This window comes from Burkholderia torrens, assembly GCF_984668525.1.
Map to the genome: position 1 here is coordinate 367,140 of NZ_OZ480213.1, position 15,914 is coordinate 383,053.

Annotated in this window: 12 protein-coding genes; 7 read left to right on the forward strand and 5 right to left on the reverse strand. The window is 66.7% G+C overall.

Annotated elements, in window-relative coordinates:
• Positions 1 to 10 precede the first annotated feature (10 nt).
• From ctaD to uvrA, 5 genes are all read left to right on the forward strand, one after another.
• The gene (gene ctaD / locus AC5LXX_RS32090) at positions 11 to 1,765 is read left to right on the forward strand and encodes a cytochrome c oxidase subunit I (RefSeq protein WP_493414127.1); all 1,755 of its coding nucleotides are present in this window, start codon (positions 11 to 13) and stop codon (positions 1,763 to 1,765) included.
• Positions 1,762 to 2,373 (forward strand): cytochrome c oxidase subunit 3, encoded by a 612-nt coding sequence (locus tag AC5LXX_RS32095; RefSeq protein WP_493414128.1) that lies wholly within the window; start codon positions 1,762 to 1,764, stop codon positions 2,371 to 2,373. The genes ctaD and AC5LXX_RS32095 overlap by 4 nt, the downstream gene beginning before the upstream one ends.
• The gene (locus tag AC5LXX_RS32100) at positions 2,370 to 3,077 is read left to right on the forward strand and encodes a heme-copper oxidase subunit III family protein (protein ID WP_493414129.1); all 708 of its coding nucleotides are present in this window, start codon (positions 2,370 to 2,372) and stop codon (positions 3,075 to 3,077) included. Before AC5LXX_RS32095 ends, AC5LXX_RS32100 begins: the two co-directional genes overlap by 4 nt.
• An 8-nt stretch (positions 3,078 to 3,085) precedes the next feature.
• A complete protein-coding gene (locus AC5LXX_RS32105) occupies positions 3,086 to 3,427 on the forward strand; it encodes a cytochrome C oxidase subunit IV family protein (protein WP_493414130.1) in 342 nt (113 codons plus the stop codon).
• A gap of 204 nt (positions 3,428 to 3,631) precedes the next feature.
• Positions 3,632 to 9,526 carry an excinuclease ABC subunit UvrA gene (gene uvrA / locus AC5LXX_RS32110; RefSeq protein WP_493414131.1) on the forward strand — a complete coding sequence of 1,965 codons (5,895 nt, stop codon included), beginning with the start codon at positions 3,632 to 3,634 and terminating at the stop codon, positions 9,524 to 9,526.
• Between the two features lie 79 nt (positions 9,527 to 9,605).
• Here uvrA and AC5LXX_RS32115 read toward each other — a convergent pair whose 3' ends face one another.
• Complete coding sequence (locus tag AC5LXX_RS32115) at positions 9,606 to 10,340, reverse strand: ABC transporter substrate-binding protein (RefSeq protein WP_493414132.1); 735 nt, start codon at positions 10,338 to 10,340, stop codon at positions 9,606 to 9,608.
• Positions 10,341 to 10,632: 292 nt separating this feature from the next.
• Here AC5LXX_RS32115 and AC5LXX_RS32120 point away from each other — a divergent pair, with 292 nt between their 5' ends.
• Positions 10,633 to 11,595: a chromate resistance protein ChrB domain-containing protein gene (locus AC5LXX_RS32120; protein WP_493414133.1), complete on the forward strand. Its 963-nt coding sequence runs from the start codon at positions 10,633 to 10,635 to the stop codon at positions 11,593 to 11,595.
• Between the two features lie 20 nt (positions 11,596 to 11,615).
• Positions 11,616 to 12,788: a chromate transporter gene (locus AC5LXX_RS32125; RefSeq protein WP_493414134.1), complete on the forward strand. Its 1,173-nt coding sequence runs from the start codon at positions 11,616 to 11,618 to the stop codon at positions 12,786 to 12,788.
• Positions 12,789 to 12,875: 87 nt separating this feature from the next.
• Here AC5LXX_RS32125 and AC5LXX_RS32130 read toward each other — a convergent pair whose 3' ends face one another.
• The 4 genes from AC5LXX_RS32130 to AC5LXX_RS32145 form a co-directional block, all read right to left on the reverse strand.
• A complete protein-coding gene (locus AC5LXX_RS32130; protein ID WP_493414135.1) occupies positions 12,876 to 13,445 on the reverse strand; it encodes a YdeI/OmpD-associated family protein in 570 nt (189 codons plus the stop codon).
• Positions 13,446 to 13,721: 276 nt separating this feature from the next.
• Positions 13,722 to 14,318 carry an NADPH-dependent F420 reductase gene (locus tag AC5LXX_RS32135; RefSeq protein ID WP_493414136.1) on the reverse strand — a complete coding sequence of 199 codons (597 nt, stop codon included), beginning with the start codon at positions 14,316 to 14,318 and terminating at the stop codon, positions 13,722 to 13,724.
• A 27-nt stretch (positions 14,319 to 14,345) separates the two neighbouring features.
• The gene (locus AC5LXX_RS32140) at positions 14,346 to 15,113 is read right to left on the reverse strand and encodes an SDR family NAD(P)-dependent oxidoreductase (RefSeq protein WP_493414137.1); all 768 of its coding nucleotides are present in this window, start codon (positions 15,111 to 15,113) and stop codon (positions 14,346 to 14,348) included.
• Positions 15,114 to 15,126: 13 nt separating this feature from the next.
• Positions 15,127 to 15,861: an SDR family NAD(P)-dependent oxidoreductase gene (locus tag AC5LXX_RS32145; RefSeq protein ID WP_493414138.1), complete on the reverse strand. Its 735-nt coding sequence runs from the start codon at positions 15,859 to 15,861 to the stop codon at positions 15,127 to 15,129.
• Between the last annotated feature and the right edge of the window lie 53 nt (positions 15,862 to 15,914).

The window sequence follows — 15,914 nt, forward strand, 5'->3', positions numbered from 1 at the left end:
AGCAGACGTCATGTCCTACGCACATAGCGACCACCTCCCGCACAGCTTCTGGACGCGCTATGTCTGGAGCCAGGACCACAAGGTCATCGCGGTGCAGTATGCGCTGACGGCCATCGCCATCGGGCTGGTCGGCCTCGTGTTGTCGGACCTGATGCGGCTGCAGCTCGGGTTTCCGGGCAAGTTCGACTTCATCGACGCCAACCACTACTACCAGTTCGTCACCATGCACGGGATGATCATGGTGATCTACCTGCTGACGGCGCTGTTCCTGGGCGGCTTCGGCAACTACCTGATTCCGCTGATGCTCGGCGCGCGCGACATGGTGTTCCCGTTTCTCAACATGTTGAGCTACTGGGTCTACCTGCTGGCCGTGCTGGTGCTGCTCGCGAGCTTCTTCGTGCCGGGCGGGCCGACCGGCGCGGGCTGGACGCTGTATCCGCCGCAGGCGATCCTGCCCGGCACGCCGGGCGTCGAGTGGGGCATCGTGCTGATGCTCGTGTCGCTGGCGATCTTCATCGTCGCGGCGACCATGGGCGGCCTGAACTACGTGACCACCACGCTGCAGGCACGTACGCGCGGCATGACGCTGATGCGCATGCCGCTCACGGTATGGGGCATCTTCATCGCGACCATCATGGCGCTGCTGGCGTTCCCGGCGCTGTTCGTGTCGGCGGTGATGATGCTGCTCGACCGGACGCTCGGCACCAGTTTCTTCATACCGGCCGTGGTGTCGATGGGGCAGACGCTCAGGCACGCCGGCGGCAGCCCGCTGCTGTTCCAGCACCTGTTCTGGTTCTTCGGGCATCCGGAGGTCTACATCGTCGCGTTGCCGGCCTTCGGCATCGCGTCTGACCTGATCAGCACGCACGCGCGCAAGAGCATCTTCGGCTACCGGATGATGGTGTGGGCGATCGTGATCATCGGCGCGTTGAGCTTCGTGGTCTGGGCGCACCACATGTTCATCGCCGGCATGAATCCGTATTTCGGCTTCTTCTTCGCGACCACGACGCTGATCATCGCGGTGCCGACCGCCCTCAAGGTCTACAACTGGGTGCTGACGCTGTGGCGCGGCGACATCCACCTGACCGTGCCGATGCTGTTCGCCATCGGCTTCATCAGCACGTTCGTGCTGGGCGGGCTGACCGGGCTCTACCTCGGCAACGTGAGCGTCGACATTCCGCTGTCGAACACGTACTTCGTGGTCGCGCACTTCCATATGGTGATGGCCGTGTCGCCGATCCTGGTCGTGTTCGGCGGCCTCTACCACTGGTACCCGAAGGTGACGGGCCGCATGCTCGACGACACGCTCGGGCGCGCGCACTTCTGGATCACCTTCGTCGGGACCTACGCGATCTACTTCCCGATGCACTATCTCGGCATCCTGGGCATGCCGCGACGGTATTACGCGTATCAGGGCTACAGCTTCATCCCGCATTCCGCGCAGACGCTCAACACCTTCATCACCATCGTTGCGCTGATCGTCGCGGCGGCGCAGCTGCTGTTCCTGTTCAACCTGGCGTGGAGCCTCGTGCGCGGCAAGCGAGCCGACGGCAATCCGTGGCGCGCCACCACGCTGGAGTGGCAGACGCCGCAAACGCCGCCCGCGCACGGTAACTGGGGCGCCGCGCTGCCCGTGGTTTACCGCGGGGCATACGAATACAGCCCGCCGGGGCAGGGGGAAGACTTCGTCCCGCAAAATCTGCCGCCCGCGGCGTCGCCCGAACCGGCCCATCCGACGCTTCAACCCGGCGAGGCGCGCGAATGACCACGCTGCCGCGCCCCCTCGTTCCCGATGCGCGACCTGGCGTGCCGAATGCGGGCCGTGTCGGCCTGATCGTCTTCATGGCGGTCGCCACGACGTTGTTTTCGCTGCTGCTGCTCGCCTATGCGATGCGCATGCGCGAACCCGACTGGCAGCCGGTTCCGCATCCGGCGCTGCTGGGGTGGAATACCGTGGCGCTGGCACTGGCGAGCGTCGCCATGCAGCGTGCCCGGCAACCTGCTCCGCATCGCATCGCGTGGCTCGTGTGCGGCGGCGTGCTGGCGGCCGTATTCGTGGCCGGGCAACTGACCGTCTGGCGCATGCTGTCGGCGGCCGGGCAGACCGTCATCGTCAGTCCGTCCGACAGCTTCCTGTATCTGCTGACCGGCCTGCACGGGCTGCATGTGCTGGGCGGGCTGGCGGCATGGGTCATGACGCTCTCGATGCTCCGGCACGCGGACCCGTTCCGGGTCCAGCGCGCCGTCGCGCTATGCGCCCTCTACTGGCATTTCCTGCTGGCCGTCTGGCTCGTGCTGCTGGCGGCGATGTGGTGGCTGACCCCGGCGATCGTCGCCGCCCTCTGCGGGCCGTTGTATGGAGCCGCGCCATGACCTCGCCCCCGCTCCCCACCGAATCCGCGCCGCCGCCGCCGGATGATGCCGGGCCTGACGGCTGGCGCGGCATCGTCACCGACTGGTCGGCCGACCGCGAAGCCTTCAAGGTGCCGTGGGGCAAGGCGATGATGTGGATCTTCCTGCTGTCGGATACCTTCGTCTTCAGCAGCTTCCTGATCGGCTACATGACGGTGCGCATGTCGACCACGGCGCCGTGGCCCGACACGTCGAAGGTGTTCGGACTCACGGTGGGCGGCCTGGATGTGCCGTTGCTGCTGATCGCCATCATGACGTTCATCCTGATCACGAGCAGCGGCACCATGGCGATGGCCGTCAACTTCGGCTACCGGCGCAACGCGAGGCGCGCCGGCGCGCTGCTGCTCGCGACCGCGCTGCTGGGCGCGGCCTTCGTGTCGATGCAGGCCCTCGAATGGACCAAGCTGATCGTCCACGAAGGCATCCGGCCGTGGGGCAACCCGCTGGGCGCCGCGCAGTTCGGCGCGTGCTTCTTCGCCATCACCGGGTTTCACGGCTTTCACGTGACCTGCGGCGTGATCTACCTGCTGCTGGTCGCGCGCAAGATCCTGCAGCCGGGGTTCACCGAGCACGGCAACTTCCAGATCGTCGAGATCGCCGGCCTGTACTGGCACTTCGTCGACCTGGTGTGGGTGTTCATCTTCGCGCTGTTCTATTTGTGGTGAGGCAGGCCATGGACCATCCCGATTCCGCCGGTCGCCCCGGCGCCGCGCACGGCCAGCAGCATCCGATCGGCCTCTACGTGAAGATCTGGGGCCTGCTGTTCCTGCTGAGCACGATGTCCTACCTGGTCGATTACTTCCGCGTGCAGGGCCTGCTGCGCTGGGTGCTGATCGTCGTGCTCATGATCGCCAAGGCCGGGCTGATCGTGTCGATCTTCATGCACATGATGTGGGAGCGGCTGGCGCTGGTGTACGCGATCCTGATTCCGCCGCTGTGCCTGCTGGTGCTCATGGTGCTGATGGCTGCCGAAGCGCATCACACGTTCGGCATGCGGGAACTCTTCTTCCGCTGATTCCCCTGGCGGCCTTGCGCCGGCCGCCTGCCCATGACGTCCGCAGGGTCGTCATGGAAAACTGTATGAATATACAGTATAGTACCCGTCGAACTCGAGCCGCACAGGTGCAACCCTTGCGGCACGTGCGCCGCGCCTGCGGGTATCCGCCGCAGCGTTCCGGCACCGTGAATTCCGGCTAACTCATTCAGACGGGCAGGCAAATTGTCATCCAGCAATCTGATCCGCATTCGCGGAGCACGTCAGCACAACCTCAAGAATCTCGATCTCGACCTGCGCACCGGCGAAATGACGGTCGTCACCGGCCCGTCGGGCTCCGGCAAGTCGAGTCTCGTGTTCGACACGCTGTACGCGGAAGGGCAGCGGCGCTATGTCGAAACCTTCAGCGCATACGCGCGCCAGTTCCTCGACCGGATGGACCGCCCGCAGGTCGAGCGCGTCGACGGCGTGCCGCCCGCGATCGCCATCGACCAGACCAACCCGGTGCGCAGTTCGCGCTCGACGGTCGGCACGATGACCGAGCTGAACGACCACCTGAAGCTGCTGTACGCGCGCGCGGCCGAGCTGTTCGACCGCCAGACCGCGCGTCAGGTGCGGCACGACACGCCGGAAACGATCTACGCGGATCTCGTCGCACGTACGCAGGCCGACGATCCGCGCGTCGTCGTCACGTTTCCGGTCGAGTTGCCGGAAGCGGTGTCCGACGAGGAAATCGCGCAGTGGCTGTCCGCGAGCGGGTACACGCGCGTGCAGGCGCAGCGCGAAGTCGCGTTGCCCACCGGGCCGCGCAAGGTGCTCGACGTGGTGGCCGACCGCTTCCGCGTGCAGCAGGCCGACAAGGTGCGCGTGGTCGAGGCGATCGAGGCGTCGCTGAAGCGCGGCGGCGGCCGCGTGAACGTATACGTGCTGGCGCCGGAGGCGGAAAACGCGATCGCCGAGCCGTTGATCTGGCGCTTCTCCACCGGGCTCCACGATCCCGACAGCGACCTGCGCTACGCGGAGCCGCAGGCGGCACTGTTCTCGTTCAACTCGGCGTACGGCGCGTGCGAAACCTGCCGCGGCTTCGGCCGCGTGATCGGCGTCGATCTCGGCCTCGTGATTCCGGACGCGCGCAAGACGCTGCGCGGCGGCGCGATCAAGCCGATGCAGACGCCCGCATGGAAAGAGTGCCAGGACGACCTGATGCGCTACGCGGCGAAGGCCGGCATCCGGCGCGACGTGGCGTGGTCCGAGCTGACCGACGCCGAGCGCGACTGGGTCGTCAACGGCTCGCCGGACTGGAACGGCAAGTGGCAGAGCCAGTGGTACGGCGTGAAGCGCTTCTTCGGCTACCTCGAATCGAAGGCGTACAAGATGCACATTCGCGTGCTGCTGTCGAAATACCGCAGCTACACGCCGTGTGACGTGTGCGGCGGCGCGCGCCTGAAGACGGAATCGCTGCAATGGCGGCTCGGCTCGAAAGAGAACGCCGACGGCGTGCTCGCGCCGGCCGAGCGCTTCATGCCGCGCGGCGTCGACTGGAACCGCGCGCAGCTCGAAGCGCTGCCGGGCCTGACCGTGCACGACCTGATGCTGCTGCCGATCGAGCGCATCCGCCGCTTCTTCGACGGCATCAGCCTGCCGAGCGCACTGCTCGACGATGCGCTGAAACTGCTGCTTGCCGAAGTGCGCACGCGCCTGAAGTACCTGTGCGACGTGGGGCTCGGCTACCTGACGCTCGACCGGCAGAGCCGCACGCTGTCGGGCGGCGAGGTACAGCGGATCAACCTGACGACGGCGCTCGGCACGTCGCTGACCAAAACCCTGTTCGTCCTCGACGAACCGAGCATCGGGCTCCATCCGCGCGACCTCACGCGGATCGTCGAGGCGATGCAGCGGCTGCGCGACGCGGGCAATACGCTGGTCGTCGTCGAGCACGATCCATCGGTGATGCTCGCGGCCGACCGGCTGATCGACATGGGGCCCGGCCCGGGCGAGCGCGGCGGCACGATCGTCTACGACGGCACGCCGTCCGACATCCGTTCGGCGCAAACGCTGACGGGCGAGTACCTGGGCGGCCGCAAGCATGTCGCGCATGCGTCGAACTGGGCGCGCCGCGTCGTCGACGCGAATACGCCGCGCATCGTGCTCGAAGGCGCGACTGAACACAATCTGCGCGACGTGACGGTCGAGATTCCGCTGCAGCGGCTCGTGTGCGTGACGGGCGTGTCGGGTTCCGGCAAATCGACGCTGCTGCAGGACGTGCTCTATCCGGCGATGGCGCGGCACCACGGCAAGGCGACCGAGTCGCCGGGCGCGTACCGCAGCCTCACGGGCGCCGACCAGGTCGGCGACGTCGTGTTCGTCGACCAGTCGCCGATCGGCAAGACCACGCGGTCGAACCCGGCGAGCTACGTCGGCGCGTTCGACGAGATCCGCAAGCTGTTCGCGAAGGCGCCGCTCGCGCTGCAGCGCGGCTACGGCGCCGGCACGTTCAGCTTCAACTCGGGCGACGGCCGTTGCCCGACTTGCGGCGGCTCGGGCTTCGAGCACATCGAGATGCAGTTCCTGAGCGACGTGTACCTGCGCTGCCCGGACTGCGACGGCAGCCGCTACCGCGCCGAGATCCTCGAAGTGCGCATCGAGCGCGACGGCCGCGCGCTGAACATCGCCGACGTGCTCGACCTGACCGTCAGCGAAGCGGCCGCATTCTTCGCGACCGACGCCGAGGTGCTGCGCGTGCTGCAGCCGATCGTCGACGTCGGCCTCGAATACGTGAAGCTCGGCCAGCCGGTGCCGACGCTGTCGGGCGGCGAGGCGCAGCGCCTGAAGCTTGCCGGCTTCCTCGCCGAATCCGCGGCGGCGGCCAACGGGCGCCGGGTCGCGACGGAAGAGGCGCGCATCGCACGCGCGAAGCTGTTCATGTTCGACGAGCCGACCACCGGGCTGCACTTCGACGACATCGCGAAGCTGATGCAGGCGTTCGGCAAGCTGCTCGCGGCCGGCCATTCGCTGATCGTGATCGAGCACAACCTCGACGTGATCCGCGCGGCCGACTGGCTGATCGATCTCGGCCCGGAAGGCGGCGACGGCGGCGGCCTCGTGCTGTGCGCGGGCACGCCCGACGACGTGAAGGCCTGCGCCGAATCGCACACGGGCGTGGCGCTGCTGCAGTACGACCGCGCGATGGATGCCGAAGCGGCGCTCGCTGACGAAGGCGTGCCGCTGCAGGCCGTGCTGAACGCCGCGCGCGAGCGCCGTGCGATCGAGGGCGAGGACGTCGTGCGAATCGTCAACGCGCGCGAGCACAACCTGAAGGCGCTCGACGTCGATATCCCGCACGGCAAGTTCAACGTGATCACCGGCGTGTCGGGGTCCGGCAAGTCGACGCTCGCGTTCGACATCCTGTTCCACGAAGGCCAGCGCCGCTACCTCGAATCGTTGAACGCATATGCGCGCTCGATCGTGCAGCCGGCCGGCCGCCCCGAGGTCGACGCGGTGTACGGCATTCCGCCGACCGTCGCGATCGAGCAGCGGCTGTCGCGCGGCGGGCGCAAGAGTACGGTCGCGACCACGTCCGAGGTGTGGCATTTCCTGCGGCTGCTGTATGTGAAGCTCGGCCTGCAGCATTGCATCCACGACGGCACGCCGGTCACGTCGCAGTCGGTCGAATCGATCGCCGCGCAGCTGCTGCGCGACCATCGCGGCGAACACGTCGGGCTGCTCGCGCCGCTCGTCGTGAACCGCAAGGGCGTGTACACGGATCTCGCGAAGTGGGCGAAGGCGCGCGGCAGCACGCATCTGCGAGTCGACGGCGAGTTCGTGCCGGTCGATCCGTGGCCGAAGCTCGACCGCTTCCGCGAGCATACGATCGAGCTGCCGGTCGCCGATCTCGTCGTGTCGCCGGACAACGAGGCCGAGTTGCGGCGCAGGCTCGACGAGACGCTCGAGCTCGGCAAGGGCGTGATGCACCTGCTCGCGCCGCTCGACGGGCTGCACGATGCGATGCAGGGCGATCGGTCGACCGCGCGCGTCGGCACGGTCAAGGTGCTGTCGGTCAAGCGTGCGTGCCCGGTGTGCGGCACGAGCTATCCGGAGCTGGACCCGCGGATGTTCTCGTACAACAGCAAGCACGGGTGGTGCACGACCTGCGTCGGCACCGGCGTCACGCTCACGCGCGAACAGCGCGCCGCGTACGACGACACGGTGCTTGCCGAGGACGGCCGCGGCCGCGAGCAGACGCTGCCGTCGGACGAGCAGGAACCGGAAGGCGTCGGCAACGAACCGTGCCCGGATTGCCACGGCACGCGGCTGAACCCGTCCGCACGCGCGGTCACGTTCGACGCGCATCCGATCGTCGAGGTCGCGCAGTGGACGGTGTCGGACACGCGCCGCTGGATCGACGCGCTCGAACTCACCGGGCGCGATGCGCAGATCGCACGCGACATCGTCAGCGAGATCGGCAGCCGCCTCGCGTTTCTCGAGGAAGTCGGGCTCGGCTACCTGAGCCTCGACCGCGCGGCGCCGAGCCTGTCGGGCGGCGAAGCGCAGCGCATCCGGCTTGCCGCGCAGCTCGGCAGCAATCTGCAGGGCGTGTGCTACGTGCTCGACGAGCCGACGATCGGCCTGCATCCGCGCGACAACCAGATCCTGCTGGACGCGCTGCGCAAGCTCGGCGACAAGGGCAACACGCTCGTCGTCGTCGAGCATGACGAGGACACGATCCGCCGTGCCGATCACATCATCGACGTCGGCCCGGGCGCCGGCAAGCGCGGCGGCACGCTGGTTGCCGAGGGTGGGGTCGCCGATCTGGCCGCCCAGCCGGATTCGGTGACGGGGCGCCTCCTCGCGCAGCCGATGCTGCACCCGCTGCAGCCGCGCCGCAGCGTGCGCCTGCCGAGCAAGAAGGGTGGTGAGGCGGTGCCGGAAGCGTGGCTGACCGTGCACGGCGCACGGCTGCACAACCTGCGCGACGTAACCGTCGGCATTCCGCTCGCGCGGCTCGTCGCGGTGACGGGCGTCAGCGGCTCGGGCAAGTCGACGCTCGCGCGCGACGTGCTGATGACCAACCTGCTGGATGCGGTCGGCCGCTCGGTGCTGTCGTCGCCGGCCACGCGGCGCGCGCGCAAGGCCGCGCAGCAGGACGTGCCGGCGGCCAACCGCCGTTCGAGCGTGCTCGCGCGCAGCGCGCCGCGGCCGTCGTTGAACGTCACGCATGCGTGGCAGGGCTGCGAGTCGCTGAGCGGCTGGGAGCAGATCGATCGCGTGCTCGAAGTCGACCAGACGCCGATCGGCAAGACGCCGCGTTCGTGTCCGGCCACCTATATCGGCGTATGGGACACGATCCGCAAGCTGTTCGCGGATACGCTGGAAGCGCGCGCACGCGGCTACACGGCGTCGCGGTTCTCGTTCAATACCGGCGACGGGCGCTGCCCCGCGTGCGAAGGGCAAGGCGTGCGCACGATCGGCATGAGCTTCCTGCCCGACGTGAAGGTGCCGTGCGACGTGTGCCACGGGCAGCGCTTCAACCCGGAGACGCTCGCCGTCACGTGGCGCGGCCGGAACATCGGCGACGTGCTGACGATGGAGATCGACGAGGCCGTGGAATTCTTCGCGCCGATCTCGAACATCGCGCATCCGCTGCAGTTGATGAAGGATGTCGGGCTCGGCTACCTGACGCTCGGCCAACCGTCGCCGACGTTGTCCGGCGGCGAGGCGCAGCGCATCAAGCTCGTCACCGAGCTGACGAAGGTGCGCGACGACATCACGCGGCGCGGGCAGAAGGCGCCGCACACGCTGTACGTGCTCGACGAACCGACGGTCGGCCTGCACATGGCGGACGTCGCGAAGCTGATCCGCGTGCTGCACCGGCTCGTCGATGCGGGGCATAGCGTCGTCGTGATCGAGCACGATCTCGACGTGATCGCGGAAGCCGACTGGATCATCGATCTCGGTCCGGAAGGCGGCGTGGGCGGCGGCACGATCGTCGCGGCGGCGCCGCCCGAAGCGCTCGTGAAGGTAAGCGCGAGCCACACGGGGCAGGCGCTGAAGCCGGTGCTGGCGCGTACGGGTTCGGATGAGGGTGAAGCCGAGCGCGAGGGACAAGCGCGCGTCGGTTGAGCGCGCGGTTTCGTCCCGTCAACGGCCGCGGTGTCTGGCGAGACACCGCGGCTGTTTTATTTCGTCTAGCAGTGTTCGGTCAGGCGGCCGGTGCGACGGACGCGCCCGTGATGCCGTGCCGACGCAGCGAATCGGCGACGAAGCCGGACGCCTTCATTTCCTCGACGAATGCGTTCAGCTCCGCTGCGGCTGCCTCGCCGCGGCTCTTCGGCACGCCCATCGCTTGCCGGATCACCATGAAGCGTTCGTCGAGCAGGCGCAGGCCGGTCGTCTTCGCGGCGTCGGCTTCGAGTTGCTGCTTCACGCCGGCGGCGACTTCCAGCGACTGCTCGAGAAACGTCGGCACGACGGCCGGCGACGTCGGCGCGCGCACGATCTGTGCGGATTTCAGCTCACGCGTAAGGAACAGGTCGTACGCGCTGCCCTTGCCGACGGCCACGCGGTTGTGCGGCTGATCGACGTCGTCGTTGGTGCGGATCGGCGAAGCGTCTGGCACGAGATAGAAGCCTTCGATCAGCACATACGGGGCGGTGAACGCGACAGTTTCGCCGCGCAGCGGATCGATTGCGAAGAAGCCGAAATCGGCGCGCTCCTCGGTCAGCGCCTGCACCGATTTGCCGGCGGCGTCGAATACGACGAGCTCCAGTTCGGCCGACAGGCGCTCGGCGAACGCGCGCGCGAGGTCGATCGAGACGCCGAACGGTTCGCCGGTCGCCGGATCGCGATTCGCGAGGATCGGGTTGCCGAGGTTGATCGACGCGCGGAGCTTGCCGGTGGGCGTGAAGGCGGAGACAACGGACGGGGCGACGGGCATGACGGGCTCTCGTTGGGGACGTGGGCGGGCGGATGCGATTGCGTACCGCCCCGCAGCTTATCACCGGGTTCGGGCCGGTGTGCCGCGGACGAGGCGGCGCATGCATCAATCCGGCATCCCGTCATGATCGCCGAGCGGCCTGTCGACCCAGCGGTCCGCGCGGGTCATACGCTTCGTCGCCGAACTCACGGATCGGCATCGCTCCGTGGTTCCTGCGTTCCGAAGTAGAACACAATTGTGTAGCGATCTCTACAAGCTTGCAGTACTTGTGACGGCAAACTATGCTGCCGTCATGAACGCCGCCTTCACTTCCTGGCTCCTGTTGATTGTCAGTCTGCCGACCTCCGGCGCGACGGCACGGATGCGCATCTGGCGTGCCGTCAAGGCACTCGGCTGTGGCGCATTGCGCGACGGCGCCTATCTGTTGCCGACGCATGCCGACCAGGCGGCGCAGTTGCGCGATCTGGCCGACGAGGCGCGTAACGGCGACGGGCAAGCGTGGTTGTTGCAGGTCCGTTCGGAAAATCCGTCCGACGAGGACGCGTACCGGGCGCTGTTCGATCGCACCGAGGAATACGTCGACTGGCTTGCCGAGCTTTCGGAGGACCGCAAGACGCTGCCCGAGCTCGCCGCAGCCGATCTCAATCGCCTGCAACGTCGCCACGCTCGCACGTATGAGGCCATTCGCAGCATCGATTTCTTTCCCGGCGAAACCTCGCTGCGCGCAAGTGCGCAATGGCGGGATTTCACCGCCGCCATCGAAGCGCTTCGATCTCCCGGCGAGCCGCGTGCCGCCCAGGGCGGCATTCCACGCCGCGACACGGCTCGATATCAAGGCAGGTTGTGGGCGACGCGGCGTCACCTGTGGGTCGATCGAGTCGCCAGCGCGTGGCTGATCCAGCGCTTCATCGATCCGCATGCACGCTTTGTCTGGCTGGACAACATCGCGGAATGTCCCGCCGACGCCGTCGGCTTCGATTTCGACGGCGCCTCGTTCACGCATGTGGGCGATCGCGTTTCATTCGAGGTCCTGATCGCCAGCTTCGGGCTGGACGACGACGAGGGACTCGTCCGGTTGGGTGCGATGGTGCATGCGCTGGACGTGGGCGGGTCGACCGTGCCGGAAGCCGGTGGATTCGAAGCCATTCTGGCCGGTGCCCGCAAGCGCCTTGTCGGCGACGACGCCTTGCTGGCGGAGATCGCGACTGTACTCGATTCGCTGTACGCCCATTTTCGCGGCAACCGGAAATCGTAACCCTGCTGCTCGACCCTCCTATGAACCTGCATCGTGACCGCCCTGCCTATACGCTGTGGCAACTGATCATGTACTTCGCCTGGCTCGGCATGACGGGCTTCGGCGGCCCGGTTGCGCTCGCGGGCTACATGCATCGAGACCTCGTCGACACACGCAAATGGATCGCCGATGCGGACTACAAGGAAGGCCTCGCGCTCGCGCAGCTCGCTCCCGGCCCGCTGGCAGCGCAACTGGCGATATATCTCGGCTATGTGCACTATCGCATTCTCGGCGCGACGATGGTCGGGATCGCGTTCGTGCTGCCGTCGTTTCTGATGGTTGTGCTGCTTGGCTACGCGTACACGCGATTCGGCGGCCTGACGTGGATGCAATCGGTGTTCTACGGTGTCGGCGCGGCGGTGATCGGCATCATCGCGATCAGCGCACGCAAGCTGACCGCCAAGAGCATCGGTCGGGACAAGCTGCTTTGGGCGATCTATCTGGGGCTGGTTGCCGTGACGGTGATCACCGAATCGGAAGTGGCGTGGCTGTTTCTCGCAGCCGGCCTGCTCGTCTGGTTCACGCGCTCGCCGCCCAGGTGGCTTCGCCAGCGGCGCGTCGATGCGATCGTCGCGTTGCCGGTATCCGCTACCGGCGCATGGCTGGGGGGCGTCGACTGGCCGCAGCTTGCGCAACTTGCCGCCTTCTTTGCCAAGGCCGGCGCCTTCGTGTTCGGCTCGGGACTGGCCATCGTACCGTTCCTCTATGGGGGTGTGGTCACGGAGCACCAGTGGCTCAACGAGAAACAGTTCGTCGACGCCGTTGCGGTCGCGATGATCACGCCGGGGCCGGTCGTCATCACGGTGGGTTTCATCGGCTATCTGGTGGCGGGCCTGCCGGGCGCATGCGTGGCGGCAGCCGGCACGTTCCTGCCGTGCTACCTGTTCACGGTGTTGCCGGCTCCGTACTTCAAGAAGTACGGCAAGCTGCCGGCCATTCTGGCGTTCGTCGACGGCGTAACGGCCGCAGCCGTGGGCGCCATTACGGGTTCGGTGATTGTCCTGGCCAGACGGTCGATCGTCGATGTGCCCACCGCATTGATGGCACTTGCGACGATCGTGCTGCTGGTCAAGTTCAAGAAGCTGTCGGAACCGGTAGTCGTGGCCGGCGCCGCCGTGATTGGCTTGATCGTGTATCCGCTGTTGCATCACTGACCGTGGAGGCTGTCATGCAACGGATGATGCGACGAGCTGCCGGAATCGACAGGGGGCCGAGTCTGCTGGCAGCCCGAAGCGCAAGGTCTATGGATGGAAAGTTTCGCCGCGGTTCAGCATGTCGATGAATTCGCCGATCTTGCGCGCCCGTGTCTCCGGCTTCTTGGCATTCTGGATCCGAAACAGAATGGCATAGCGGTTACGGCTGTTCAGCGTTGCAAAAAACTGCTTGGCCTTCGGATGCGCGTCCAAGGCCGCCTGCAGATCGTCCGGCACGGTCGAGTTGGCGGGCGACGTATACGCAGCCTTCCAGCGGCCGTCTTTCCTGGCCTTCTCGATTTCAGCCATGCCGGGTGGCCGCATTCTGCCTGCGGCGATCAGCGCTTCAGCCCTGTCCGTGTTGAGCTTGGACCAGATGCTTTTTGCGGAGCGAGGGGTGAAGCGTTGTAACCAGAATGTCTCGCTCTCGGCCCGCTTTTGACCATCGATCCAGCCGTGGCAGAGTGCGCTTTCCAGCGCCTGTTCGTAGGTGACGGTTCGTTGCCCGGCGCCTTTTCTCGCCAGACGCAGCCATGCTCCGGCCGAAGTGCTGCCGTTCTGCGTCAACCAGCTTTCCCATTCGGCCTGACTGGTAAACGTTAGCGCGCATTCGGTCATGTCGCTGTCCTGAATGGTTGGGCACTGAGTGCGGGGAAGGCGCCCGCAGTCTAACAGTGTTTATGCGGACATCAAGGTCCGTGCTGCGACTCGTGGCGAAATCGAAGGTGGGTCGTCAATGCGCGTGGAGTGTGTTGCCTCGTCACGGCCGGTTGCCCCATCCGGACCGGCGGTTGCCCGCCACGAGCACTCGTTCCCGCTCGTTGCCGTTGGGGCGTCGGCTGAACCCGGCGACTGTCCATTCGACCCGGCTGGATTTCCGAACACCGAAGTTCGTCAGTCAAACCTGATCAAGTCCTTGAAGATCAGGTGTCCCCAGCTTTTTCCGCGCGCGTGCACGAGCCATCCGCCTTCCGAAAGCCTGCCAAGCCGGATCGGCGCGAAACCGAGTTTTTCCGCGAGCGCACCCACCTCCGCGGCGGCATCGTCATCGTCACTCGCCAGAAACACGACTCTCCTGCCGCCGTGGACGGCCGGGTCCTGGTCAAGGACGGCAGCGGCCAGATGGTTGAAGCCTTTCACGAGCCTGGCTCCGGTGAACGCCTTCGCGACGACGGCCGACGACGGCAGACCGCCCAGCTCGTCGAGCGGGGCCTGCGTGTTCATCGCGTCGATGACGGTCTTCCCCGTCCAGTCGGCCAGCGCCTTCGCGACAGCCGGGTGTGACTCGAAACGAACCGCCAGAAAGATGATGTCCGCCTTGACCGCTTCCGCCAGGGTCGTGGGAATGACCGTCGGTCCGATCGCTGCTGCATCCGACGCAAAGCTTGCCGGGGCGCGCGTGGTTGCAACGGCGACATCGATGCCCTTGCGGGCGAACGCCTTGGCAAGCGCTTGACCGATCTTGCCGAAGCCGATGATTGCGTAACTCATGTGTTCCTCCTTCGTTTCCCGGTGCGCTCAGAGCTTGTAGCCGCCGCTCGCCTCGATCGTCTGGCCGGTCACCCAATGACCGTCATCGGAAGCCAGAAACGCCACCACGGCGGCGATTTCCGCAGGCTCGCCGAAGCGCCCCAGCGCGATCTGGGCCTCGGCCGCCTTGACGAGTTCGGGATTCTCACGAAGGGCGGCGTTCGCATCCGTTCGCGTGAATCCCGGCGCTACCGCGTTCGCGGTGATGCCGCGCGGCCCCAGCTCGATGGCGAGCGTATGGGTCAGCGTGTTGATGGCCGCTTTCGCCATCGAGTAGACGGGCGCCGCCGTGACGGGCTTCGTCGCGGCAGCGGAAGAAATGTTGACGATGCGCCCGCCATCGGCGAGGCGATCCAGCGCGGCCTGGATGATGAAGAAGGGCGCGCGGGCGTAGACCGCCATCAGCGTGTCCCAACTTTCCGGCGTCGCGTCCTTGAAGCCAAGCCAGCCGGAATTGCCGGCGTTGTTGACCAGAATGTCGAGGGTTTTGCTGCCGTTGCGCCGGGTGAACTCGTCGTCGAGTCGTTCGAACAAGGCCGGGACGCTCGCCGGGTCGACGAGATCCGCATGGATCGCAAACGCGGCGCCGCCCGCTTTCTCGATGGCCGCGATCGCCTCGTCCGCGCCGGATTTGCTGGCGTTGTAGGTCAGTGCGACTGTCGCGCCGTCCCTGGCGAGACGTTCGGCGATGGCGCGTCCGATGCCGCGTGATGCGCCGGTCACGAGTGCGGTCTTGCCCTTTAGCGATTGGGTCATGGGGTACTTCTCCTCAGAGTTGTGCCAAGCCGCCGTCAACGGCGACCTCGCTGGCGGTCATGAAGCTGCTGTCCGGCGACGCAAGAAAGGCGGCCACGGCCCCGATCTCTGCCGGATCGGCCATACGCTGGAGCGGCGTCATCGCACCGTAGGCCTTCTGGCCCTCTTCGCCCAGCGCTTCCTTGGCCAGTTCGGTCGCCGTCGCCCCGGGCGACAGCACGTTCACGCGGATGCCGGTGCCCTTGAGGTCCTCCGCCCACGTCCGGGCGAGGTTGCGCACGGCGGCCTTGCTCGCGCTGTAGGCCGTGAATCCGGGGGCTCCCGTGGTACCGGCGCTCGACCCGGTCAGGATGATCGAACCGCCCGGGCCCATCAGCGGCAGCGCCTTCTGGACCGTCAGGATCGTCCCCTTCACATTGGTGTCGAAGGTGTCGTCGATGTGCTCGACGGTGATCTGGCCGAGAGGAAGCGGGCTTCCCGTGCCGGCGTTGGCGAAGACGATGTCGAGGGTTCCGCGCTCCGCCTTCACCGCCGCGTAGAGCCGGTCGAGATCGGCCGGTTCGGAGACCGAGCCCTTCACCGCGCGGGCATTGGGCCCAAGGTCGGCCACCGCGGCGTCGAGCGCCGCCTGGCGGCGGCCGAAAAGGAAGACGAAAGCGCCTTCCTCGATGAAGCGTTTTGCGGCGGCGCGGCCGATGCCGGTTGCGCCGCCCGTGATTACAGCGGTCTTTCCATTCAGTCTGTGCATGTCGTGCATCCTTCGAAACAAGAGCGGAAAACCCGATTCTGGGACGCTTGATT